The organism is Streptomyces sp. NPDC001663 (assembly GCF_042893105.1).
GTDB lineage: Bacteria > Actinomycetota > Actinomycetes > Streptomycetales > Streptomycetaceae > Streptomyces.
Window position 1 is genome coordinate 1,090,799 of record NZ_JBIAUR010000001.1, and the last position, 20,321, is coordinate 1,111,119.

29 protein-coding genes are annotated in these 20,321 nt (G+C 71.3%); 28 read left to right on the forward strand and 1 reads right to left on the reverse strand.

Translation table 11 applies throughout. The features are described 5' to 3' along the window. Window positions 1-95 precede the first annotated feature (95 nt). Entirely contained in the window at window positions 96-884 is a 789-nt protein-coding gene (locus tag ACFY1L_RS05160) for an alpha/beta fold hydrolase (protein ID WP_388818313.1), read from the forward strand. Window positions 885-895: 11 nt separating this feature from the next. Here ACFY1L_RS05160 and ACFY1L_RS05165 read toward each other — a convergent pair whose 3' ends face one another. Next, window positions 896-1,312 carry a cupin domain-containing protein gene (locus tag ACFY1L_RS05165; RefSeq protein WP_388818973.1) on the reverse strand — a complete coding sequence of 139 codons (417 nt, stop codon included), beginning with the start codon at window positions 1,310-1,312 and terminating at the stop codon, window positions 896-898. 204 nt (window positions 1,313-1,516) lie between these two features. On the opposite strand from ACFY1L_RS05165, the gene ACFY1L_RS05170 reads away from it, so the two are divergent. The 27 genes from ACFY1L_RS05170 to ACFY1L_RS05300 all read left to right on the forward strand — a co-directional run bounded on the left by ACFY1L_RS05170 (window position 1,517) and on the right by ACFY1L_RS05300 (window position 20,214). Further along, on the forward strand, window positions 1,517-1,762 hold the full coding sequence (locus ACFY1L_RS05170; RefSeq protein WP_388818316.1) for a hypothetical protein: 246 nt from the start codon (window positions 1,517-1,519) through the stop codon (window positions 1,760-1,762). 23 nt (window positions 1,763-1,785) lie between these two features. Continuing rightward, window positions 1,786-2,322 carry a hypothetical protein gene (locus tag ACFY1L_RS05175; protein WP_388818319.1) on the forward strand — a complete coding sequence of 179 codons (537 nt, stop codon included), beginning with the start codon at window positions 1,786-1,788 and terminating at the stop codon, window positions 2,320-2,322. Between the two features lie 300 nt (window positions 2,323-2,622). Next, complete coding sequence (locus ACFY1L_RS05180; RefSeq protein WP_388818322.1) at window positions 2,623-3,420, forward strand: hypothetical protein; 798 nt, start codon at window positions 2,623-2,625, stop codon at window positions 3,418-3,420. Between the two features lie 34 nt (window positions 3,421-3,454). Continuing rightward, window positions 3,455-3,973, forward strand: coding sequence for a hypothetical protein (locus ACFY1L_RS05185; RefSeq protein ID WP_388818325.1), 519 nt, complete (start codon window positions 3,455-3,457; stop codon window positions 3,971-3,973). A gap of 474 nt (window positions 3,974-4,447) precedes the next feature. Then, a complete protein-coding gene (locus ACFY1L_RS05190) occupies window positions 4,448-5,176 on the forward strand; it encodes a hypothetical protein (RefSeq protein ID WP_388818328.1) in 729 nt (242 codons plus the stop codon). A gap of 77 nt (window positions 5,177-5,253) precedes the next feature. Beyond that, window positions 5,254-5,991: a glycosyltransferase family 2 protein gene (locus ACFY1L_RS05195; protein ID WP_388818976.1), complete on the forward strand. Its 738-nt coding sequence runs from the start codon at window positions 5,254-5,256 to the stop codon at window positions 5,989-5,991. Window positions 5,992-6,424: 433 nt separating this feature from the next. After that, window positions 6,425-6,826, forward strand: a complete 402-nt coding sequence (locus ACFY1L_RS05200) for a hypothetical protein (protein ID WP_388818331.1) — start codon at window positions 6,425-6,427, stop codon at window positions 6,824-6,826. After that, on the forward strand, window positions 6,823-7,173 hold the full coding sequence (locus ACFY1L_RS05205) for a hypothetical protein (protein WP_388818334.1): 351 nt from the start codon (window positions 6,823-6,825) through the stop codon (window positions 7,171-7,173). Before ACFY1L_RS05200 ends, ACFY1L_RS05205 begins: the two co-directional genes overlap by 4 nt. Before the next feature lie 111 nt (window positions 7,174-7,284). Next, on the forward strand, window positions 7,285-7,902 hold the full coding sequence (locus tag ACFY1L_RS05210) for a hypothetical protein (RefSeq protein ID WP_388818337.1): 618 nt from the start codon (window positions 7,285-7,287) through the stop codon (window positions 7,900-7,902). Window positions 7,903-7,910: 8 nt separating this feature from the next. Then, window positions 7,911-8,243: a hypothetical protein gene (locus ACFY1L_RS05215; RefSeq protein WP_388818340.1), complete on the forward strand. Its 333-nt coding sequence runs from the start codon at window positions 7,911-7,913 to the stop codon at window positions 8,241-8,243. A gap of 132 nt (window positions 8,244-8,375) precedes the next feature. Then, window positions 8,376-8,873 carry a hypothetical protein gene (locus ACFY1L_RS05220; RefSeq protein WP_388818343.1) on the forward strand — a complete coding sequence of 166 codons (498 nt, stop codon included), beginning with the start codon at window positions 8,376-8,378 and terminating at the stop codon, window positions 8,871-8,873. A gap of 109 nt (window positions 8,874-8,982) precedes the next feature. Further along, a complete protein-coding gene (locus ACFY1L_RS05225; protein WP_388818345.1) occupies window positions 8,983-9,405 on the forward strand; it encodes a hypothetical protein in 423 nt (140 codons plus the stop codon). Further along, the gene (locus ACFY1L_RS05230) at window positions 9,402-10,172 is read left to right on the forward strand and encodes a hypothetical protein (RefSeq protein ID WP_388818348.1); all 771 of its coding nucleotides are present in this window, start codon (window positions 9,402-9,404) and stop codon (window positions 10,170-10,172) included. The genes ACFY1L_RS05225 and ACFY1L_RS05230 overlap by 4 nt, the downstream gene beginning before the upstream one ends. Next, window positions 10,169-11,074, forward strand: coding sequence for a hypothetical protein (locus ACFY1L_RS05235; protein ID WP_388818350.1), 906 nt, complete (start codon window positions 10,169-10,171; stop codon window positions 11,072-11,074). Before ACFY1L_RS05230 ends, ACFY1L_RS05235 begins: the two co-directional genes overlap by 4 nt. 21 nt (window positions 11,075-11,095) lie before the next feature. Then, the gene (locus ACFY1L_RS05240) at window positions 11,096-11,806 is read left to right on the forward strand and encodes a hypothetical protein (protein ID WP_388818353.1); all 711 of its coding nucleotides are present in this window, start codon (window positions 11,096-11,098) and stop codon (window positions 11,804-11,806) included. 30 nt (window positions 11,807-11,836) lie between these two features. Beyond that, entirely contained in the window at window positions 11,837-12,595 is a 759-nt protein-coding gene (locus ACFY1L_RS05245; RefSeq protein ID WP_388818356.1) for a hypothetical protein, read from the forward strand. Then, window positions 12,592-13,260 carry a hypothetical protein gene (locus ACFY1L_RS05250; RefSeq protein ID WP_388818359.1) on the forward strand — a complete coding sequence of 223 codons (669 nt, stop codon included), beginning with the start codon at window positions 12,592-12,594 and terminating at the stop codon, window positions 13,258-13,260. Before ACFY1L_RS05245 ends, ACFY1L_RS05250 begins: the two co-directional genes overlap by 4 nt. Window positions 13,261-13,280: 20 nt before the next feature. Further along, window positions 13,281-13,703 carry a hypothetical protein gene (locus ACFY1L_RS05255; protein ID WP_388818361.1) on the forward strand — a complete coding sequence of 141 codons (423 nt, stop codon included), beginning with the start codon at window positions 13,281-13,283 and terminating at the stop codon, window positions 13,701-13,703. 25 nt (window positions 13,704-13,728) lie between these two features. After that, window positions 13,729-14,100 carry a hypothetical protein gene (locus ACFY1L_RS05260; protein ID WP_388818364.1) on the forward strand — a complete coding sequence of 124 codons (372 nt, stop codon included), beginning with the start codon at window positions 13,729-13,731 and terminating at the stop codon, window positions 14,098-14,100. A gap of 309 nt (window positions 14,101-14,409) precedes the next feature. Further along, window positions 14,410-14,802, forward strand: coding sequence for a hypothetical protein (locus tag ACFY1L_RS05265; protein WP_388818367.1), 393 nt, complete (start codon window positions 14,410-14,412; stop codon window positions 14,800-14,802). Beyond that, window positions 14,799-15,605 (forward strand): DUF317 domain-containing protein, encoded by an 807-nt coding sequence (locus ACFY1L_RS05270; RefSeq protein ID WP_388818370.1) that lies wholly within the window; start codon window positions 14,799-14,801, stop codon window positions 15,603-15,605. Before ACFY1L_RS05265 ends, ACFY1L_RS05270 begins: the two co-directional genes overlap by 4 nt. Before the next feature lie 164 nt (window positions 15,606-15,769). Continuing rightward, a complete protein-coding gene (locus ACFY1L_RS05275) occupies window positions 15,770-16,123 on the forward strand; it encodes a hypothetical protein (protein ID WP_388818373.1) in 354 nt (117 codons plus the stop codon). Beyond that, the gene (locus ACFY1L_RS05280) at window positions 16,120-16,938 is read left to right on the forward strand and encodes a DUF317 domain-containing protein (RefSeq protein WP_388818376.1); all 819 of its coding nucleotides are present in this window, start codon (window positions 16,120-16,122) and stop codon (window positions 16,936-16,938) included. Before ACFY1L_RS05275 ends, ACFY1L_RS05280 begins: the two co-directional genes overlap by 4 nt. Before the next feature lie 68 nt (window positions 16,939-17,006). Then, a complete protein-coding gene (locus ACFY1L_RS05285) occupies window positions 17,007-17,225 on the forward strand; it encodes a hypothetical protein (RefSeq protein ID WP_388818378.1) in 219 nt (72 codons plus the stop codon). An 18-nt stretch (window positions 17,226-17,243) separates the two neighbouring features. Continuing rightward, window positions 17,244-17,498 carry a hypothetical protein gene (locus ACFY1L_RS05290; protein ID WP_388818380.1) on the forward strand — a complete coding sequence of 85 codons (255 nt, stop codon included), beginning with the start codon at window positions 17,244-17,246 and terminating at the stop codon, window positions 17,496-17,498. A 106-nt stretch (window positions 17,499-17,604) separates the two neighbouring features. Further along, the gene (locus ACFY1L_RS05295; protein WP_388818383.1) at window positions 17,605-18,369 is read left to right on the forward strand and encodes a DUF317 domain-containing protein; all 765 of its coding nucleotides are present in this window, start codon (window positions 17,605-17,607) and stop codon (window positions 18,367-18,369) included. 48 nt (window positions 18,370-18,417) lie between these two features. Next, the gene (locus ACFY1L_RS05300) at window positions 18,418-20,214 is read left to right on the forward strand and encodes a type IV secretory system conjugative DNA transfer family protein (protein WP_388818386.1); all 1,797 of its coding nucleotides are present in this window, start codon (window positions 18,418-18,420) and stop codon (window positions 20,212-20,214) included. Window positions 20,215-20,321 lie beyond the last annotated feature (107 nt).

The following is a 20,321-nucleotide window of genomic DNA, read 5'->3' on the forward strand; positions in this document are numbered from 1 at the left end:
CCGGCCACCGCACCCGGTGCGGTGGCCGGCGTCCGGCGTTCGACGGGATTCCCGCACGGGGTGCGGTCGGCCGCGTCCGGCGGCACGCTCGATGTATGGGTGAGCGGTGGGAGATCCGCCGGGCGGGCGCGACGAACGCCTCGCACCGGGTGCTGATGATCCCGGGCGCGCTGTGCACGACCGAGTTCTACGCGGACGTCATGGCCGAGCCCGCGGTGGCGGGGCTCGCGATGGTCGCGGCGACCCAGCCGGGGTTCGGCCCCACCGAGGCGCCCGCGGACGTGTCCATGGAGCACTACGCCCGGCTGATGGCGGACTTCGCCGCCGAGGCCGGCTGCGACACGGTCGTCGGGCACAGCCTCGGCGCGAACGTGGCGATCGAGATGGCCGCGCTGGGCCTGTTCAAGGGCCCGCTGGTGCTGCTGTCGCCGACCTTCTCGCGCGGCGACGAGGCGAAGTTCCTGACCGTGCTGAACGCCGTGGGCCGGGTGCCGGGGCTGGGCGGTGCGGCCTGGGCGGTCATGCTCAAGCTGCTGCCCGTGGGCGTGAAACGCGAACTGCCGCCGCACCGCGCCGAGGCGCTGGCGGCGGCGATGACAGGCAACGATCCGGCGAACTGCCGCCGGATCGTGCGGCACTACTACGCGTACCTGGACCGGTATCCGTCGTTGGTGCCGAGGCTGTGCGAGGCCCGGGTGCCCGCGTGGGTCGTCCGCGGCGACCACGACGAGATCGGCCTGACGGACGAGGAACGGCGAGGGCTGGAGGCCTGCCCGCACGTGGGGACGGTCACCGTGCCCGACACGGGGCACTTCGCCCTGGTGGAGCAGCCCGCGCGGGTCGCCGACGTCATCGCGGAGGCGGCCACGGTAGCGGTGCGCTGAGCTGGGCCGAGCTACTCGTCCGAGCCCATCTGGTCCTCCGCCGACAGGTGTTCCACCGTTCTGCCGGTCTCGGTGAACGTGCGGGTGACATGGCCCGAGGAGTACACCCACAGGATGCGCAGCGGGACGTCGCCGACGTTGCGGAACAGGTGGGGGATCGGGGAGGGGACGTACGTCGTGTCGAACCGCTCCAGCTTCGTCACCTCGCCGTCGACCCACACCTCCGCCTCGCCCTCGAGGACCGTCACGTGCTCGTCGCAGTTGTGCGAGTGCAGCGGAGCTCCGGAACCGACGGGGTAGACGCTCATCCCGCTGGTGATCTTGTTCTCCCCGTTCGCCGACGCGGTGGTGATGAGCGGTGTCGTCACGACCGCGCCGCCGCGGTCGAGCAGGGGGACCGTCGCGGCCTTGATGACGTCCCCAACGATCCGGCCCGCGCCGCCGCCGCAGTCACCCGACGCCTGCTGCCCCGCTACCGGGCGGCCCTGGACGCGGTCCGTCACAACGCCTTCGGCCAGCCCGAGCCGCCGCACCGACAGCCCGCGCCCGAGGTCGCCCAGACTCTCACGCTGGTCTGGTACCCGGACGGCGTGGTGGGAGCACCGTACGACTCGGTTCCCGAAGAGGCGCGCATGACGCTGTTCGGCTGCAACTTCCAGTACAGCCCGAATGAGTTCGCCTTCGTGCTGCCAGCCTCCTACAGCCCCAAGGAGCGCGCCCTGCTGGTCCAGCTCGCCGCCCAGCGGCTCACACTCCAGGGCATCGGGGTCAACTTCCGCCGCGCCGCTCCCCTCCCGCCTCCCACTGCGGCATCAGCAGCTGCGAGCAAGATGCTGCCAATGGTGTCTTCCTCCCCGAAATCCATTTCCCGCAGGTAGAACCCGGCCCTCGCATCAAGGAGTTGCCACTGTCCGATCCCGACCAGCGGATGCTGCTGCACGACGTGGCCGACCGGCTCAACACCGTTGCCGACCACCTTCCGCTCCCCGACCAGATCCGCCCGGATCCGGCGCTGAGCGAGATCCTGGACGACGAAGTCCGTCACCTGGCCCGCCTGCTGGGATTCCTGGCCAGCGAGAGCGCCTTCCGCCATCGCGCAGCCGCCCGCTCCCCGGTTCGGCCCACGACCACGGTGCGCCGCACGACCCTCGCGCTCGCGAGCGCCGCCGAACCCACCGGGCTCGCGCTCGCCGCCCTCAGCGCCGCAGTTCATCACCTCGGCCATCTCGCCGACCTCGCTCACCAGGCCCCTGGCCCCGCCCGCGACCGGGCGATCACCACCGAGCACCAACGGCTCGAAGACCGCCTCGGCGACAGCCGCATCTACCTCGCCCGCGCCGCGAAGCACCTGCGCGCCGCTGCCGACACCCGCACACCACCGGCCGCGACCGCCGTGCCCTCCCTGTCGACCACCACAACCCCATCCCGATCCCGCTGATCCCCTCTCCGGAGCGCCCTCATCCCCTCGCACACCCCCGCCCGCCGCGCCGCCCTGCTGCTCACCACGCTCGCGACCGTCACCCTCACCGCGTCCGCCTGCACAACCTCCGACACCAGCAGCCACGACGCCACGACGAAGTCCACCCGCACCGCCTCCCCCGCACCAGCCGCCGTACCAGCGCTGACGAAGCAGGAGGCCCTCGCCCAGATCACCCACTACTCGAAGATCAACAACGAGGCCAACGCCGACAACGACCGCACGCTCCTCGAGAGCATCGAGGACGGCCCGCTGTACGCCATGTCCGTGGCGGACTACAAGGAGGACGAGGGCCTGCCCCAGGCCGACCGCAAGCCGTACAAGCCGTGGTCGTACGACACCGCCAACGCCAAGCTGTACATCCCTCGCTTCACCGCCGGCCAGGAACGCTGGTTCGCCGCAGCGCTCTCCGGCCAGAAGGGCAAGGATCCAAGCCGACTTGCGGTCTTCGCCGAGCAGCCGGAGCACACGCGGTGGGAGATGGTCTCCGTCGTCGACCTCGACGACAAGACCCTGCCGGACATCGCCCTCGACCAGCACGGCTACGCCACCGCGGTCGCCGCCGGCGGCAACCAGCAGCTCGCCGCCGATGCCGACCTGCTGCGCGCCGCAGTGATCGACAACTTCGCGACCGGCGGGGTGAACGCCGGCACCAAGGTCTTCACCCCGACCACGGCGAGCAAGCAGCAGATCAAGGTCCACGACAAGACGACCAAGAAGTACGGGAAGTTGGGCACCACCGTCTTCGCCGGGGCAGCCAACCGCTACAAGGACGCCTACGCGCTCAAGACCACCGACGGTGGGGCGCTGATCCTTTTCGCCCACACCCATACGCAGACCGACGCCGTCGCGCACTCCGGGCTGCAGATCAACCCCGGCAAGGACGACCGCGCCTGGCTCCACGACATCCCTCGCACCTCGGTCACGTACACGTTCGTCTGCTCCGACGCTGCCACCGTGCCGGCCAAGGCCGCCCCGTCCCGCCTCATCGGCTACACGTGCGACCGCACCGACGCCTCCGGGCCGCCCGTCGCCTCCGGACTCACGACCTACGCGTAGCACCGCGGCCCGGCTCCACGCCCCGAGGAGTTCCTTGTCCCTGTCCCACCCCGACTTCGACCTGTACGACACCGTCGGTCGTACCGGCGAGCAGATCAAAGACCACCGCGGCAACCGGCCCGCCACCGACGACCTGCACCGCTGGGCCGCCCACGACGCCAAGCAGTTCACCGACGGCCTCACGATCGAGGACGCCGGGCAGAGCGTCATTGCCTGGACCCGCCGGCTGTACCAAGTGCGCACGACCGCCGAGTTCCAGGCCGTCGCCACCGCCGTCCTCGGCGACGGACACAGCGCTCTGAGCGAGCTGCACCAGTTCCTGGAGACGGCCGCCGAGTGGTGCGAGCGCAACCATGAGCCGAAGATCGCCGAACGGTACCGCCGGCATGCCGAGCAGCTGTCCGAACTCGGAGACGAACTCAGCTGCTTGACCGACGACCACCTCGCCGACACCTACCGGCGCACGCACCCGTCAGCCCCGGCACAGGCCACGAGCGGTCCCGCGGCGGCACCCGGGCCACCGGCCGCGCCCGCACGCCGCCCCTCCCGCTGACCCGTCCCGTCGACAGGAAGACTCTCTGTCCATACGTTCTCTCATCGCCCGCCCCACCGCCACCGGCTACGCCGGGACGTACATCCATCGGGACGGCTACCCCAGCCATCACCTGCCGCTGCTGCTCACCGCGCACCGGCACCGGTTCGCCGGCGGCACCGAGGCCCTGGCCGCGTACCTCATCGACGACGCGCCGGAAGGCTGGTCCTCCCTCGGCACCGACCTCCTCGACGGAGCGCCCGACGCCCTGCGCGACCGCCTCGCCGCCGGCCGCGACCGGCCCGGCAAGCGATACCCGGCCCGGCCGACCGTGCCGCCTCTGATCTACACGGAGCGGACGGCGTCCCGCCTGAACTGGGGATACGTCCTCCACCCACACGGCATCGAAGTGATCAGCGCGCCCGGCGTGGAACGCGGGCCCCTCGTCGCGTGGAGCACCGACCCCCGCGTCCGGCTCCGCGACACCCCCGGCCTGTGGAAGCCCGACCATCCGATCCCGGCCACCACACCGCCCCAGACCACCGCGCGGACCAGCGCACCTGCCCCAGCCGCAGCCCGGCCGGCCCCCACCTCGGCTCCGGCGCCGCGCGCCCGCTCGCACTGACCCGCCCCATCCCCCAGGAGACTTCTCTGTCCACCCGTGCGGTCATCGCCCGCCCCACCGCCGACGGCTATGCCGGCATGTACGTCCACTTCGACGGCTACCCCGACAGCAAACTCCCGCTGCTCCTGGCCGCCTACCAGCACCGGTTCGCCGGTGACGTGGAGGCGATGGCCCGGCACCTGATCGACGAGGTGCACCACGGCTGGGAGGAACTGGGCACGGACCTCCTCGACGGTGCTCCCGCCGGCCTGCGCCGCTCCCTGACCGGGGGCGAAGAGTACCCCAGCCGCCAGCTCACCAACGTGTACAACACCGACGGCACCCCGGCCGAGCGTGAACTGATCACGCAGGACGGCACCGAGGACCTGGAGTGGGCCTATGTCCTGCACGAGTCCGGCATCGAAGTGATCGGCCTGCTGGCGTACGACCGCGGACCCGTCGTCGGGTGGGACACCGACCCGCGCAGCCGCATCGTCGCCGGTCCCGGTGCATGGAACCCGGATTCTCCGGCGCCGGTCGTGCCGCCGCGTACCGCGCCGCGCCTGTCCGCCACTGCTCCTGCATCGGCGCCGGCGCCCCGCAAGGCCGCCCGCCGATAGCCCCGGCAGCCCGCACCGTCCTTACCGAAGCCCGCCCGGAGAAGCACCTGTCGCCGCACCCTCACTCGAAGATCACCGTGGTCATCGCCACCCAACTCCGCCCGGAGCGGCTGGCGTTCCTCGCCGCCATGCACGCGAGCCTGTGCCGCCAGAGCGTCCCGTGGGAGGCCGTCGTCGCCCTCGACGGCGCCGACCCCACCCGGCTGCCCGCCGCGCTCGCCGTCGACCCGCGCATCCGCACCCTCGCCCTGCCGCGCTCGGTCGGCGCGGCCTGCGCCCGCAACTTCGCCCTCAACGAAGTGCGCACCGAGTACGTCCAATGGGCTGACGACGATGACGAGTTCACCGACTGGGCCATGGCGCTGCGGCTGCGCACGCTGGAGGAGACCGGGGTGGGCTGGTGTGCCGGATACAGCCAGGACCTGCACGCGGACGGGTCCACGACCCTGTGGCGGTGCCCGACGCCGCCCGGCCGGCATGAGGCCGGGGACGTATGGCGGTACTGGAAGGACCCGGCCGACACCATCCCGCTCGGCCCGACCACCATCCTGGCCCGAACCGACCTGGTGCGCGCGGCCCCCATGGGCGGTCTCGTACAGGGCGAGGATTACTGCGCTCTCGCGATCACCTGCCTCGCCCCGGGAATCCTGCTGCCCGTTCCGGTCTACCGGTACCGCAAGCACGCCGCGCAGATGACCGCGCAGGACTCCTACGACGAGTTGGAGGGAAAGGCGCGGGTCTTCGCTCACCGGTTCGGTGCCAGCCTGCACGCCGCAGCGCGCGCTCTCCGCGATTCCGCCTCCTCTGCCTCCTAGTTGAAGCGCCCCGTTTCGTCGCCCGCTCCCCGATCCCACAGGAAGACGCCGCGGCCCTGACCCGCCTGCGCGAGGCACTCGACCACAGCCAGGACGCCTGGAACGAATGGAACGACCTGCGCCACGACCTGTACTCGATCCCCCGCACACTGCCGGCCCACGAATGGAGCCAGGTCCGCGGGCAGCTCGGCCTCGCCGTCCTGCCCGCGATCGAAACGTGGCTCGCCGACAGCGAAGCGTTCGAGCGCCAGGCCCGCGCCGCCGTACCGGGCGGGCCGGCCGCGCTGTCCGCGCCCAGCCCGCGACTGCTCACCGCCCGCCCCGCGCCGCTGCCCGCCCCGCGCTCCGCGGCAGCGCACCGCTGACCGCTCAAAGAAAGGATTCGCCTCTGTCTGACCACTTCCGCTTCGGCGCCCATCCCGACCACGGCTTCGTGGCTGCCGCCACCGCGAACATCCCCGCGCACCTGGCCGACTGGTTCCTGGTCCGTGAACAGTTCGAGCCGATCCCCGAGACCCCTGGCCTGTACCGGCTCACCCACCCCCAGCAGGACGGGGTCCTCCGTACCCGCCAGGCCGTCCTCGACCTTCGCCGACACGGCTACGAGGTGCAGGCCGACTACCCCCTCGACCCCGCCCTCACCGCCGGCCCACCGCAACCGGCCGTGCGCAACAAGCTGATGGAGCGACGCAACCCCATCGCGCAGGCAGCGGCCACCCGCTCCCCGCAAAGGCTCACCGCCCCGACAGCCACCCTCCCTGAGTTTGTGCCGCAGACCGCCGCTGTGCCCATGGGCGACCGAGCACAGACAGCCGGAAAGGGGCGGAGCCGATGAGCGACGAAGCGATCCACATCACCCGCGGCCTGGGCGGCGAAGTCGAAGTCGAAGGCCCGGTCGATGCCTTCGCCACGAGCGTCCTGGCCCGTGCCGGATTCGACACCTATCCCACCCTGCGCGGCGTATGGATCCGGTTGCCGTTCGACCTGGGCCGCACCTGGGAGAACGAACACGCCACCTGGGCTGCGGAGATGCTCACCGCAGCTCGCTACAGCGTCGACCTCGACCCTGACCTGTGCCCCACTCCGGCCGCAGCGTCCGCACCGCCGACGCTGCGCCGCACGAAGACCGCCATGACCCCGCAGCCCTCGCCCGCCGGCGCCCCGCGGCGGCCACGGCGCTGACCCCGGTGTCCCGAACCGAAAGCCCGCTGCCCTGACTTCCTCCGCCGAGATCACCCTGCACCTCGCCGTCGGCAACACGATCGTCGCGCTCCCCAGCGGGGAGCGGCACCGGTGGGCCACCACCGCCCTGGAACTGGCGGGATTCACCCGGCACCAGGACGAGGTCCACCGGCTGGCCTCGACAACCACTCCCAAGCGCGCGAGGCGCTCACCCAGCACCACCAGACGGCCCGCGACTGCCAGACCAAGGTCATCACCAGTGAGCGTCCCTATCTCGGCGACATCGCGCACCTCATCGCCGAGGGTCTCCCCGGTCCGTGGGAGGTGGACATCGAGCACTACCCGGACGGCAACATCCCCACCCACCTGCTGGACTGGGTGTGGGAGGCCGGCCCCGTGCTGTCCCCGCTGGTGAAGTACCGCAACTCAGGTGCGGCGATCCTCCGCGACGGCGGCGGCACCGAACTCCTCCTGGCCGAACGCCCATGGGACGGCCAGTACCTGGTCGCCACCCTGCTTCCCTCCCCTGACTACCTCCACGTGATCGGCGCAGGGCCACGCATTGTCGCCGCCGCCCATGCAGTCGCTGCAGAGGTGCGCTCACGCCTCCTGCCGGAATTCGAGCAGCTGGTGAACCTCGCGCGGCTGCGCGAAGTGCAGGAAGACCTGAACTGGTTGCGGGACCACGTCGAGCCCGGCACCGTGCCCTACCCGACCCCGCGGACCTAGACGCCGCATTGGAACGGTTCCTCACCCACGCGCCCTACCTGATCACGGCCAGTCGCCGCGTCGGCGCCAAGCCCCTGGCCGCGCAGGATGCGAAGGTTCTCGACCGCTTCGAGACCCTCCTCGCCTCCCTGACGCAGTCCAGCGACGACGCCGGAAGCGGGCTCGAACCAGGCGGCACCTATGAGGCCATGGCGGTGTGGCTCGAGTCCGGCGAGGACCTGGTCGCGGTAGTCCGCAGCGCCACCGGCGGTTCGTCCCAGGGACCCTCCCGCCCCACCGTCTCGACCAGCACGCCGCCGAAACCGCCGGCGGCTGCTGCCGCCACCGGGCGGACCCGCTGACCGTCCACCACTGCCGCCTTGCCGAGGCCACTGCCCGGGGTGCTAGCCCGGGGTGCTAGCACCCCGCCCAGGTCGCGCCGAACGCCCGGAACACACCGAACCACCCCCGACAATAAGGAGATTCGCCCTCATATGGCCGTCCGAACGACGTGGAACATCGTCCACCGCTGTGGACACGAAATCTCGCATGATCTTTCCAACCGCCCTGCCGACCGGCGGGCCGGATTCGCCCGCTGGCTGGAGGGACGCGACTGCACCGACTGTTGGAAGGCCGCCCGCGACGAGGACAGCGCCGGCAAGGAGGAGTGGCTGGCCGCCAGGCGCGCGGAGGAACAGCAGACCGCCACCGAGTGGGCCGAGCAGTTCGACATGCCGCCGCTCGAAGGACCCGAGAAGGCTCTCGCCTGGGGCGAACGATCCCGCCACCAGCTCGTCACGACCGCGTACAGCGCACTGGTGACCGAAGGCAGCTGGGACGAGGCCGACTGGGCTGCCCTGGAGGACACGATCCGCACCGTCACCCGCGTTGGGTGGTGGATCGATCAGCGCGACGCCGAGGGCACTGACCTGCCCGAACTCCTGGACGCCGCCACCAGCGACGACACCGGAACCGAGAATCCGTTCCGGTAGACACAGGGTCTTATACCCGACGATCACCGGTTACCGAAACCGGGGATCGTCCGGATCCTTGTTCCTCCCACCGCCTCCCCTGCGCCTGATCGTGGAAGGAACCCCTGCTGTGCCCGACGCCATCTCCCGCCAGCCGCATGCCCCAGGTGACGTCGTCACCCCCGAACGGGACATCACCCACCAGCACTTCCGGCCCGGCGACCAGGTCGTCATCCTCAAGGGCACCTCCGGCAGCGAGCTGTGGGGAGACGCCTACAAGGTCGTCACGCCCTCGTGGCACACGCCGACCGACGAGGACGGGTGGCGGCTGTACGACCCGGCCGGCGGCGAGCGCACGTACCTCACCGCTCACCCGCGCTACCTCGTCCATCTCTCCAGCCGCTGCCCGGACTGCCTCATCTACCAGCAGGCGCTGCGTACTTACCTCGTCCCACGCCTGGCCGGCGCCGAACAGGACGTCGACTGCGGCTGGTACTCGGTCAACCACCTCAATCAGGTGGTGCACGTCGCCGACGCCCGAGGCGGGCGATGACCCCCAGCCCCGAGCGCAACGCGGCCCTGGCCCGCGCGGCTTCGATCGCCATCGAGACGGTCGCCGGTACCCAGTGGCCCATGCGCCTGGCCGAGGCCCTGCGTGATCGGGACGCGACGTGGCAGGAGTCAGCCGAGGTGGGCGCTGACGTCGCCTGGCAAGCCCGCGCCGCCGGGAACAGTGCGCTGGTACTTCTCGACCCCGAGCACGTCACCGACCCCGGCCCCGGCCCGGTCATCTGGCGGACGTACCGGCACCTCTACCTGAGCGCCCTGCGCTACGACTTCCGGTGCCGCTCCATCGAATCCCTCCTGAACCAGGTGCCGTTGAGCGTGCTGAATGCGGACCCGTACAGCTGGGCGCTGTACGCCTTCGCGCGCCTGGGCCAGTCCCGCTCGGATGGCCTGGCCGTGATGGAAAAGGTCCTCGCCACCGCATCGGATCACCCCAAGACGCTGCACGTCCTGCTGCACGGAGTGTGGCTGGGCGGTCTGCTTCCCGGCCGCGCGGACGCGCTGCTCGCCCTCGTGGACCGGCTGCCCGAGGGCGGTGGAGACGATCCGATCGCGCAGTTCCGCAAGGCTTCGGCGCTGCGCGCGCTGGGCCAGTACCGCCAGGCGCGCACGGCCATCGAGCGCGCCCTGGAACTCCTGCCGCCGGGCAACCTGGCCGTCCACTCCGACATGGTGCGCGAACACACCCTGATCACCGCCGCGCACGACCTGACCCAACTCGCCCGTAGGCGCTGGAAGCCCACCTCACAATGATCATCCGTATCCATCCACGTGACATCAGCCCCAACGAGCCGCTCGCCGAAGCCCTCGACCGCCCGGTCAGCGACCAAGAGAGCCTGACCGAGCACACGGTGGTCGCCCACTGGCCGGGGCTGGACTATTACACGCGCGACGACGAGCAGAAGTCCTGGACCTCCGCCGAGTGGGCCGAGCACCTGGACGACCCCAGCTGGCAGCACCCCTTCGCGGCCAGTGCGCAGGACGACCGACGCGCCATCTGGCACGCAGATGTGCGCCTGCACCCCAGCGACCGCGACCTCACCGGCCCCGAGTGGTCCGAGATCGCCCACCGGATCGCCCGCATCGCGGGCATCCAGCGGCCAGGGGACGACCCCGGCTGCCGCTGGATCGCCGTCCAGGCACAGCCCGGCCGCCTCGACCTGCTCGCCAACCTCATCCGCCCGGACAACACATGGACCACGCAGCCCCACCGGCTGCTTCCGCTCCTGGCAGCCGAGTGCCGGCGTATCGAGGCCGAACTGGACCTCCGTTCTCCCCTCCTCGGCCCTGATCCCGGGCAGACCGCCCGCTTCGCGGAGCGCACCACCACGGCGGGCAACGGCGCTTCACCAGGCGCTGCCGACTCCACCACTCAACTCGCCGGACTGCTCCGGCAGCTCGCCGACGAGAACACCGGTCCGCTCGCGACCGTGCGCGGCCTCGTCGAGCACGCAGCCCACCGTCTCGATCGCCTCCCGCACGCCTACGGCCCGGCCGCAGGACGCCAACTGGAGCTGATCGCCCGCCGCTTGCACGGCGTCCAGCAGGACCTCGACACGACCGCCGCCGCCCTGCCCGCTACCGCACGGCCGGTGCCCCTCTCGACCCGAATGACCGCCGCGCCTCCCACGCCCGGCACCCGGCTGACCCGCTGACCCGACAGAAAGAACAGCTTCTTGGCCTTTGCCGATCGCTTCCTGACCCTGGGGCGCGACGCGCACTCCGGAGAAGTCCTCGCCCGCGGCGGCGATCCGGAAGCCCACAGCATCCTTCAACGCACCGGCTTCGTCCCCGTCGTCCGCCTCCACGAGACCTATCACCGCCTGCCCATCGGTCTCGACATAGCCGAGGAGGAACGTCTCGCCACTCGCGCCGTGACCCGGCTGCGCGCTGTGCGCTACGACGTCGACGCCGATGACGCCTTCGACACCGAGACGCGCGAGGCGCACTACCAGCCACTCGGCTCGCTGGTCGCCGACCTCGCCGAACGGATCCGTGAAGCCACCACGAGCGACGAGGTCGCAGACGCGCTGACCGAACTGACCGCCTCCCACGACGGAGTGCTCATCGCGCTGGGCGAAGTCCTCACCGCGACCGCCGCCTTCTACCAGGGCCTGGGCCAGGCCCCGGATCCGCACACCGCGAAGCGGCTGCAGTACCTCGGCGAGCACCGGCTCGGCGCCATCCGGTCCGACCTCACCCACATGCGCAACGACCTCGCCGACCGGCACCAGAACCACCCCCAGCGCCGCGCGTGCACCGCCGACGTCGGGCCGGACGAGCGCGAAGCCTCCGCCATCTGCGCCTGTCCTGCACCCCCGCCGCGCCTGACCACCGGCCCCGCCGCCGCACCCACCGCAGCTGCCCCGGCACACCGGCGGCGCTGACCCCCGCCCCCTATTACCTTCGAGGAGACCATGCACGACCCCACCCCCGACACCACTCTCGGCTCGTTCGCTGCCGTCCTCGCCGGCGAACTGCCCGGCGCCTGGACCAGCACGTACCACCCGGACCGCGGCGGCAACAACGACCACGACGCCCTCCCCGACCACGTGTGGGACATGAACGATGTCGCCGACACCCTGGCCAAGCACACCGTGGACCACTGCGCCGTGCTGACCCGCGACGACGGCAGCCGACTGTTCGTCGCGGACCCGCTCGGGCACGGCGAGGGTTACCTGATCGCCGCTATGGCCCCCACCGACGCACCGGCCGAAGCGTTCCGTGGCGTCCGCGAGCCCGACGGAATCGCAGTGGACGCCGATCCGTTCAGCGCCGCCGAGGACATCCATTACGACCTGCTGCCCCGGTACGACAAGGCCCTCGCCCAGGTCCGCACCAACGCCGCCCGCCTCACGACGCCGCCGGCCGCCGAGCCGGAACACGTGGTGATGACCTGGTCCGGCGACGCCCTCGTCGTCGACAAGCCCGACCGCGACGACATCGTCCGGGCCCTGACCGAGGCCGGCTTCGCCCTCGACGCAGAAAACAACGTCTTCTTCCTGTCCGGTGACGACTCCGCGCACCAGGCCGCGTCCGTACGAGCCGCCGGCCACCGCTTGTCCGAGCTGGGCATCGGCGTCGTCCTACGCAATCCGCCCGCCCGGCCCGCCCTGGGCACCACCGCGGTAGCGCCCCCGAGCCCGCCGGTCACCTCTCCGCACCGGGGCCGGTGACTCTCGCACACGAGGACGAGCCGACGTTCCTCGTCCTGGATTACGTGACCATCACCCGGGACCCGAAGACCGCGCTGGTCGTTGCCATCGGGGGCGACCAGCGCGCGGCCGGCCTCCTGCAGACCGCCGGCGGCTTCCACTCCGCCCCAGGCCCACGCGGCGACTACCACCGCCTGCCGCACGCCCTGCCCGTCGAGGAGCAGCGTCAGGGTGCCACCGCCGCAGCCCATGCCCTGCTTCTGGCTGGGTACAGCGTCCATCTCGACCCCACGCTCAACACCCTGGCCACCCAGGGCAGCGACCGGCAAGCCGCCCACCGCCATCTCGAACAGCTCACCTCACTCGGCAGCGATGCCGACAACGACCGGCAGGTCACGGCGGTCCTGACCGAGATCGCGGCACCCGACGACGGCCTGCTGCCCCGCCTTACACAGTCGCTGCTTGCGACCTGGGCATCGTGGGGCCGGCGTCTCAAGGACACCGGCCGTGACCCGCAGGTGGCGATGCAGCTGGGGGCCATCGTCAACAAACTGTCCACCCTCACCTGGCAGATCGAGCAGGTCCGCAATGACGCCGACCGGACCGGCCCCGCACCACAGACCCACCCCCGCCCAGTGTCCACAGCGCCCTCGCCACTGGCTGCGCCCGCCGTTCGACAGCGCTGACCCGATCCCCGAAGAGGAGCATGCCGTACGTGGGAAACCGCGCCGACGACGAAGGCACCGACGTCGAGATCTACGTCAAACCGCTGACCGACACGGTCCACGCCGACACCCCCACCGATGCACCCGAGGAACTCCTGGCCCTGCTCGACAGCCTCGGCTTCGAACGCAAGACGGCGGCGACGGCCGGGCCCGTCTATGTCTGGCACGAGGTCCCCGACCGCCTCACCGAGGCCGAGAAGAAGTGGCTCGCCACCAGCGCCGTTCCCTCGCTGCTCGTGGCCGGATACCTGGTCAACATCACCAACGCCGTCTGGGACGCCGCCGCCTATCAGGAGGCCGCAGAGGCAGTGCGCCGCCAGCCCGGCGCCGCAGCCGCGCCGCACACCGCGACCGCCACCGGCATCCGGGCCCACGGCAGTCCGGCGACACCTCGTCGGCGGTGAGCCACGATCGAAAGGAGTCCCGCTCGTGAGCCTGGCGGACGAGCACGAGGTCGACGTTGAGTTCTATCACCGCGACGGAACGATCTACGTCGATACCCGCACCAGCGCCCCGGAGCAGCTGCTCGTCCTGCTCGACGGCCTCGGGCTCGAACGCCACGGCGGCGAGGGCGAGATCTGGCATCAAATCCCCGACCAGATGGACGAGATCGCCATGAAGGACATGGCCGATCGGGCTGCGTGGCTGCTGACGCGCCACGGCTTCCAGGTCTCCATTGATACGGGCCTCTTCGGCGGCACCGCCTACCGCGCCGCCCTCGCCGCATCCCCAGCACACCGGCCGGCACCCGCGCCCGCAGCGCCTGCCCCGAGCGCGTCGCGCCCTCGCCATACGCGCTGACCACCCACCGCGCCGCCCCCGCACCGGGGGGTCGGCCCAGCCCTCACCTGGAGTACCTGTCACCCGCGAAACCGACCGCACCCCACCGCCCATCACAGCCGACCGCAAGCCGCGCCTGGTCACCGCCCTCTTCCGCCGCTACCTGCGTGCCGTCACCGCCGGCAGCAGCACACGGACCAACCTGTTGGCCGGCGGGCACCCCGAAGCGGCCCTCGACGAAGCCCGTCGCCGGGACATGTTCCCTCTCGTCGACAGCCACCGCATCCGCCACCACAACTAGCAGCCCGACCTGGCCCGTTCAGGAGGCCCATGACCAACCCCCCGCCCCTCACCTCCGTACGGCTCGCTGACGACATCGCACGCCAGCTCAGCCAGCTCACACAGCTCTTGGCCCAGTCGCCGCCGCACGAGGCCGCCCAGATTCTCGGCAAGGTCCTCGACTACGACGGGGGCCTGCTCGGACGAGTCACCGACCTGGTCGCTACCGGATCACGCTTCGCCCAGGACCACTCCCAGCGCGGCGTCCTACACCCCGAGGTGTGGCTGGCCCTGGGCCGCGCGGCCAACGAACTCGACAGCGTGGGCGAGGACCTCAACGAGCACACCGGCACAATCAAACAGCTCGCCACGCCCGCCGCCCCGTCCACCAGCCCGGCTGCGCGGGCCGCCGGATCGGCGATGGTCGTCAGGCGGCACCGGTGAGACAGAACAAGCAGTGGTCCGGCTGGGGCGCCGCCGGTCAGCAGGCCCAGCAGCACTACCTCGTCGAGCCCCGCTATCTCGCCGGCGGCGGCGACCTGCGCCACGTCACCGAGTACCTGCGCGCCTCCGGGTGGAAGGACAAGTCCAAGACCGGCGGCCCCATCGTCTTCGACAGCCCGGACAAGTCCGTGCGCATCGGATACGACCCGCTCACCCAGCCCGGCGGCTGGACCATCAGCGGGAAGCAGACCGCGCACCAGGAGGCATGGCACGCCACCCTCGGCCGGCATACGCCCGTCGAAATCGTCGCCGGCATCACCGACGCCCTGTTCACGGAGCGCAAGGCGCACGCCCCCAACGTGTGGGAGCCCCTGCAGCAACAGGGCTGGGAGACCGAGCGAGGCCAGCACTTCACCGCCCGCAGCCCGGACGGCGATGCCTTCGTCCGCTTCCACCAGTCCGGCCCCGGGCAGGCGCACTGGTGGGCCGGTGCTCGCAACGAACACGGCCGGGTGTGGGAGGCGATGTTCACGCCGACCACGCCGATGCACCTGGTGCAGGCATTCAGCACGGCGCTCGCGGACCCGCAGCCCGTGCTGCGGCCACTCGGCCGCGTCCCGCCCTCCCAGCGGATCCGCACCACCTCCGTGTCCGTCCTACCGTCCCAGCTCGGCGCGTGGCAGCAGGCCCGGATCACCGCCGCCAGAGCGGCCACATGGGCCCGTAGCTCCTTCGCCACCAACCGGGCTCGCTCCAGCCCCGGCGCTCGCCCGTACGCGACATCCGACGGCCGACGCCGCTGACCGGCCTCGGGTGGACACGCCCGCCGTCCTGTCCCCAACTTTCCTCGATGGCAAGGAGGTTCATCACCGATCTGAACTGCGACGACACCCTCGCCACAGGGGATATCCACAGGGCTGTCCACAGCCTGGCCCCGCTCACCACCACGTTTCACTCAAGGACGCTGATGCCCAATCCCTCACACCCCAGCTCCGACCAGATCGCGCAGGCGACCGCAACCCTGACCCAGCTCAAGGACTCTCTACGCACCAACCCGCCCGTCACCGACGTGCTGCCGCTGCTGGCTCGCCTCCTCGACGAGGACACCGGCGTCCCCATCCTGCTCGGCGACGTCCTGCGCAACGCCGCGCACCTCGTCTCCCAGCGGGCCGCCAGCCCCCAGACCGACGAGATCCGCCTGATCATCGACGGGCTCCGGGACGCCGCCCAGGAGGCCACGGACTGGCACGTCCTGCACTGGGACATCCAGCGCGTGGGCGGCCAGGCGTTCGCGCCCGCAGGTCCGCCGACGACTTCGTGACCCGCCCCTACATCGTCAGCAAGGCCGACGACCCCTGGTCTCGTATCTGGTTCGACACCAGTCCCCGTCATCTCGCCGGGCCCGGCGACCCGCGCCATGTCACCCAGGCGCTGCGGGCCGGCGGCTGGAAGAACTACGCCGACCCCGACTTTCCCCATGTCGTCCTGGCCAGCCCCGACTTCCGCCACACGCTCGCACTCGAACCCGCTGCGGACACGTACTCCGCCTGGTGGCGGATCTCCTCACAGCGCTGGCACGCGTCGTTCGGCGGCAACACACCCGCCGAGATCATCGCCGGATTCACCGACGCCCTCCTGCACCCCGCCCCGCCCATGGAGCCAGACGTGTGGCCGACCCTGCAAGCGGCGGACTGGACCTACGAGCGCGACGAGCGGGGCAATGAGAGTGCGCGCCATCCGGACGGCATCACCACCATGGAGCGGCGGGCGACGCTGACGAGCGACTACTTCAGCTGGAGCACCGACGTCGCGCTCCCCACCGGCCTCGGTGGCCACCAGCGGCTGTGGCACGCGTACTTCGACGACCGCACACCCCGCCACCTGCTCGCCGCCTTCGCCACCGCCCTCACCGACCCCGCGCCCGTGCCGCGCGGCCACTACGACGTCCCGCACTCCCACCTAATCACCCAGGTGGAACGCGGCGCCCAGGGCGAACAGCTGGCCGCCGCCCACGAGGCGCGCCTGAAGCCCATCCGGGCCGCCGCCCGCAAGGCCCGCCGCAGTGGCGCGCCGACCACGCACCCCGTCCCGGCACCCGCCGCCGAGTTGGCCACTGCTGCGGCCCGGGGCCGCTGAACCACGCGGCGCGGCCCCGGCCGCGCCGCACCCCCTCGCTGTCACACCTGTATGCCCGAAGGCCCTTCTTGACCATTCCACTGGAACCCGCGAGCCCAGAGCACCGCCTCCATCTGAGCCAACTTGCCATCTACCTGCGGGAAAGCAGGCAGATCCTCGCCGCCTGGGACGCCTACTCCGACCAGCACTCCGACCCCGACACGCACCAGCCCTACGACGAGGACGCCTACGGCCTGCGCCAGCGCCTGCGTGACTCCGACACTTTGGCCTCTTTCGGCCGGGTATAAGTCCACGCCGACGAACTGGTGCACGTCGCCGAACAGCAGCTCGCCCAGCTGCCCACCTCCGCCCGGACCCGGCGCTACGCCTGGCAGGTGCGAGAACTGCGCGACAGCACCAAGGGGCTGTACGCCGTCCACGACGACTGGCTCGCCGTGCGCCGCGCTCTGCCCGCGAGTGCCCTGCCCGGGACCGAGGCGTCCGATGAACCGCTCGCCGAAACCTACGCGGAAGCCTGGCACTACCTCGACCAGTGGCGATCCACAGCCAGGCGCTCTTAGCCATCAACGCGCTGGCGCAGAAGCGACCGAAGGCATCCGCGCCAGCACTGGTCACGGCGCCGCCCGTGCCCAAGGCCGCCGCAGCGTCGTCTGCGGCCCGGCGGTGGTGCGCTTGAGCGATACCGTCGCGCAGGCGCTCATCACCCCGCGCTATATCGCGGGCGGCGGAGACCCGGGGTGGATCACCGTGCCGCTGCATCGCGCCGCCGACTGGAGCTACGGACACGACCCGCTGACGCCGCACGTCCTGCTCACCAGCCCGGACCAGCTCATCCAGCTGCGTCTGGACCCCGCCCCGGACGATCCGGGCTGGTGGGCCATCCGGCACGCGCGTACCGCGGATCACCCCGGCTGGACGGCCACCTTCGAAGCCCGCACCCCCGTCGAGATCATCGCCGCCTTCACTGACTCCCTGATCGATCCATCCGGCCCGCCCACCGCAACGCCCGATCCCTTCGCCCCGCTGCGGGACGCAGGCTGGCACACGCCGCCCCACCTCGGCAGCCTCGCCTCCCCCGACAACATCGCGCACGTCTGGCGGATCGGCGCCCCCGGTCGGGATCTGTGGAGCATCGAGACCGCGGTGATCCAGGACCCGACGATCTGGCGGGCCGTGTTCACCGGCACCACCCCGCTGCACCTGATCGCCGCCGTGACGCAGTCGCTCGCCGACCGGACGCCCATCACCCGCGATCCGAGCCGGATCCCGGGCTTGGCCCACGACCGCATGACCGTGCACACCCATCACGTCGCCGCGCCGGACATCGCCTTCGCCCTGGAGCGACGCGTCAGCGCCCTCGCCGCCCGGCACCGCCCAGCGACCACTGCCCCACCCGCACCGCACGGCCGTTCGCCGTGCCGCACCCGCTGACCGGCCCCGCCCACGCCGCGCTCCTCACCCACGTACCTGGAACAGCCCTTGCCCCAGCCCTCCTCCACCTCGTCCACCGACGGCTACGACATAGCCTTCCGCGTCCTGGGCGTCGTCCTCGCCATCGCCGTCCCCTTGTCGAACCTGGCGTGGCTGGGCGGCAACCTCACCGCCTGGGCCACCGACACCGGTCCCCGCGCGCCGTATCAGCCCGTACAGGCCCTGCTCCGTCCCGACCAGCTGTGGCCCCGCCTCGGCGACACGTCCCTCCTGCTGGGCACCCGCATCCTGCCCGGCACCGTGCTACTCGCACTCGGGATCACGGCCGCCGTGCTGTACAAGCGGCACAAGGACGGCAACGGCGGACGCAGGAAGCGCGTCGCCGGGATGGCCAAGCAGCGGGACATCGAGCCGCTGCTGTCCAAGGCCATCACCGCCAAGGCAAGATCATTGCGCCCAAGTCTGAAGGACGCCAAGCGCCTCGAACCGGCCGACACCGGCATCCTGCTCGGCAACCTCCAGGGCACGAAGCACGAAGTGCGCATGGGGTACGAGGACGTCGCCGTCGCGATCATGGCGCCGCGCTCCGGCAAGACCACATCGCTCGCGATACCCTCCATTCTCAACGCGCCCGGCCCCGTCCTGCTCACCTCCAACAAGGCCGCGGGCGACGCCTACACCGCCACGCTCGACGCGCGGGCGGCCGTCGGCCGGACCTGGTCGATGGACCCGCAGCAGATCGCCCACGCCGAACGGGCCATGTGGTGGAACCCCTTGTCCGACGCCAAGACCCTCGACGGCGCCGGCCGCCTCGCCGGCCACTTCCTCGCCGCCTCGGTGGACGCCTCCCAGCAGGGCGACTTCTGGTCCAAGGCGGGATCCAACATCCTCTCGCAGCTGTTCCTAGCCGCCGCGCTCGACGAACGGCCGATCACCGACGTGATGCAGTGGCTGGCCTTCCCCGCCGACCGGACCCCGCTGGACGTCCTGCGCGATCACGGGTTCGCCGCCGTCGCCGCGCAGTTGAAGGGCACCGTGGAGGGCCCGCCGGAGACCCGCGACGGGATCTACGAAACCGCCCGCCAGTACGCCGCCGCCCTGCTCAACAGCGAGATCGCCGCATGGGTGACCCCGCAGAAGAACGTGGCGGAGTTCAAGCCGAGCGAGTTCGTCGCCTCGAAGGACACGCTCTATCTGCTGTCGAAGGACGGCGGTGGCGGCGCCTCGGGCCTCATCGCCGCGTGCGCGGACTCAGTCATGCGGGCCGCGACCGCCCAGGCCGAACGCGCCGGAGGACGTCTCGACCCGCCGATGCTGGCGATCCTCGACGAGGCCGCCAACGTCTGCAAAATCTCGGACCTGCCGGACCTGTACTCCCACCTCGGCAGCCGCGGGATCATCCCCATCACGATCCTGCAGAGCTACCGGCAGGGGCAGAAAGTCTGGGGCGACGCCGGCATGGACGCCATGTGGTCCGCCTCCACGATCAAGGTCATCGGGTCCGGCATCGACGACCCGGACTTCGCCGACAAGCTGTCCCGCCTGATCGGTGACCACGACGTCGAGACCACCTCCACCTCGACCTCCGAGTCCGGTAAGTCCACGTCCGTCAGCATGCGGCAGGAACGCATCCTGGCCGCCGACGCCATCCGCGCCCTGCCCAAGGGCACCGCGCTCGCATTCGCCACCGGCATGCGCGCGGCCATGCTCGACCTGCGCCCCTGGTATCTCGAACCCGGCGCAGGCGAACTCTCCGCCGCCTCCACCCGGGCGTCCAAGGACATCACCGAGCGTGCTGTGGCCAAGGCTGCCCCGAAACAGTACGACTTCGGCAAGGCCGCATGAGTGCGACACCACAACGCGCTCGCCCTTCAGCCCGCCGGCAGTGCCGAGCCTGATCCGGCGGTGCAGAGGTCACGGCGAGACGCCGCGTTGATCGGCCGTGCTTGGCG

Excerpts from the sequence above, each read along its gene's own strand:
- ACFY1L_RS05160 (WP_388818313.1), top strand. The coding sequence starts at position 96 with ATGGGTGAGCGGTGGGAGATCCGCCGGGCGGGCGCGACGAACGCCTCG.
- ACFY1L_RS05170 (WP_388818316.1), top strand. The coding sequence starts at position 1,517 with ATGACGCTGTTCGGCTGCAACTTCCAGTACAGCCCGAATGAGTTCGCC.
- ACFY1L_RS05220 (WP_388818343.1), top strand. The coding sequence starts at position 8,376 with ATGGCCGTCCGAACGACGTGGAACATCGTCCACCGCTGTGGACACGAA.
- ACFY1L_RS05265 (WP_388818367.1), top strand. The coding sequence starts at position 14,410 with ATGACCAACCCCCCGCCCCTCACCTCCGTACGGCTCGCTGACGACATC.
- ACFY1L_RS05180 (WP_388818322.1), top strand. The coding sequence starts at position 2,623 with ATGTCCGTGGCGGACTACAAGGAGGACGAGGGCCTGCCCCAGGCCGAC.
- ACFY1L_RS05205 (WP_388818334.1), top strand. The coding sequence starts at position 6,823 with ATGAGCGACGAAGCGATCCACATCACCCGCGGCCTGGGCGGCGAAGTC.
- ACFY1L_RS05275 (WP_388818373.1), top strand. The coding sequence starts at position 15,770 with ATGCCCAATCCCTCACACCCCAGCTCCGACCAGATCGCGCAGGCGACC.
- ACFY1L_RS05245 (WP_388818356.1), top strand. The coding sequence starts at position 11,837 with ATGCACGACCCCACCCCCGACACCACTCTCGGCTCGTTCGCTGCCGTC.
- ACFY1L_RS05235 (WP_388818350.1), top strand. The coding sequence starts at position 10,169 with ATGATCATCCGTATCCATCCACGTGACATCAGCCCCAACGAGCCGCTC.
- ACFY1L_RS05255 (WP_388818361.1), top strand. The coding sequence starts at position 13,281 with ATGCCGTACGTGGGAAACCGCGCCGACGACGAAGGCACCGACGTCGAG.
- ACFY1L_RS05230 (WP_388818348.1), top strand. The coding sequence starts at position 9,402 with ATGACCCCCAGCCCCGAGCGCAACGCGGCCCTGGCCCGCGCGGCTTCG.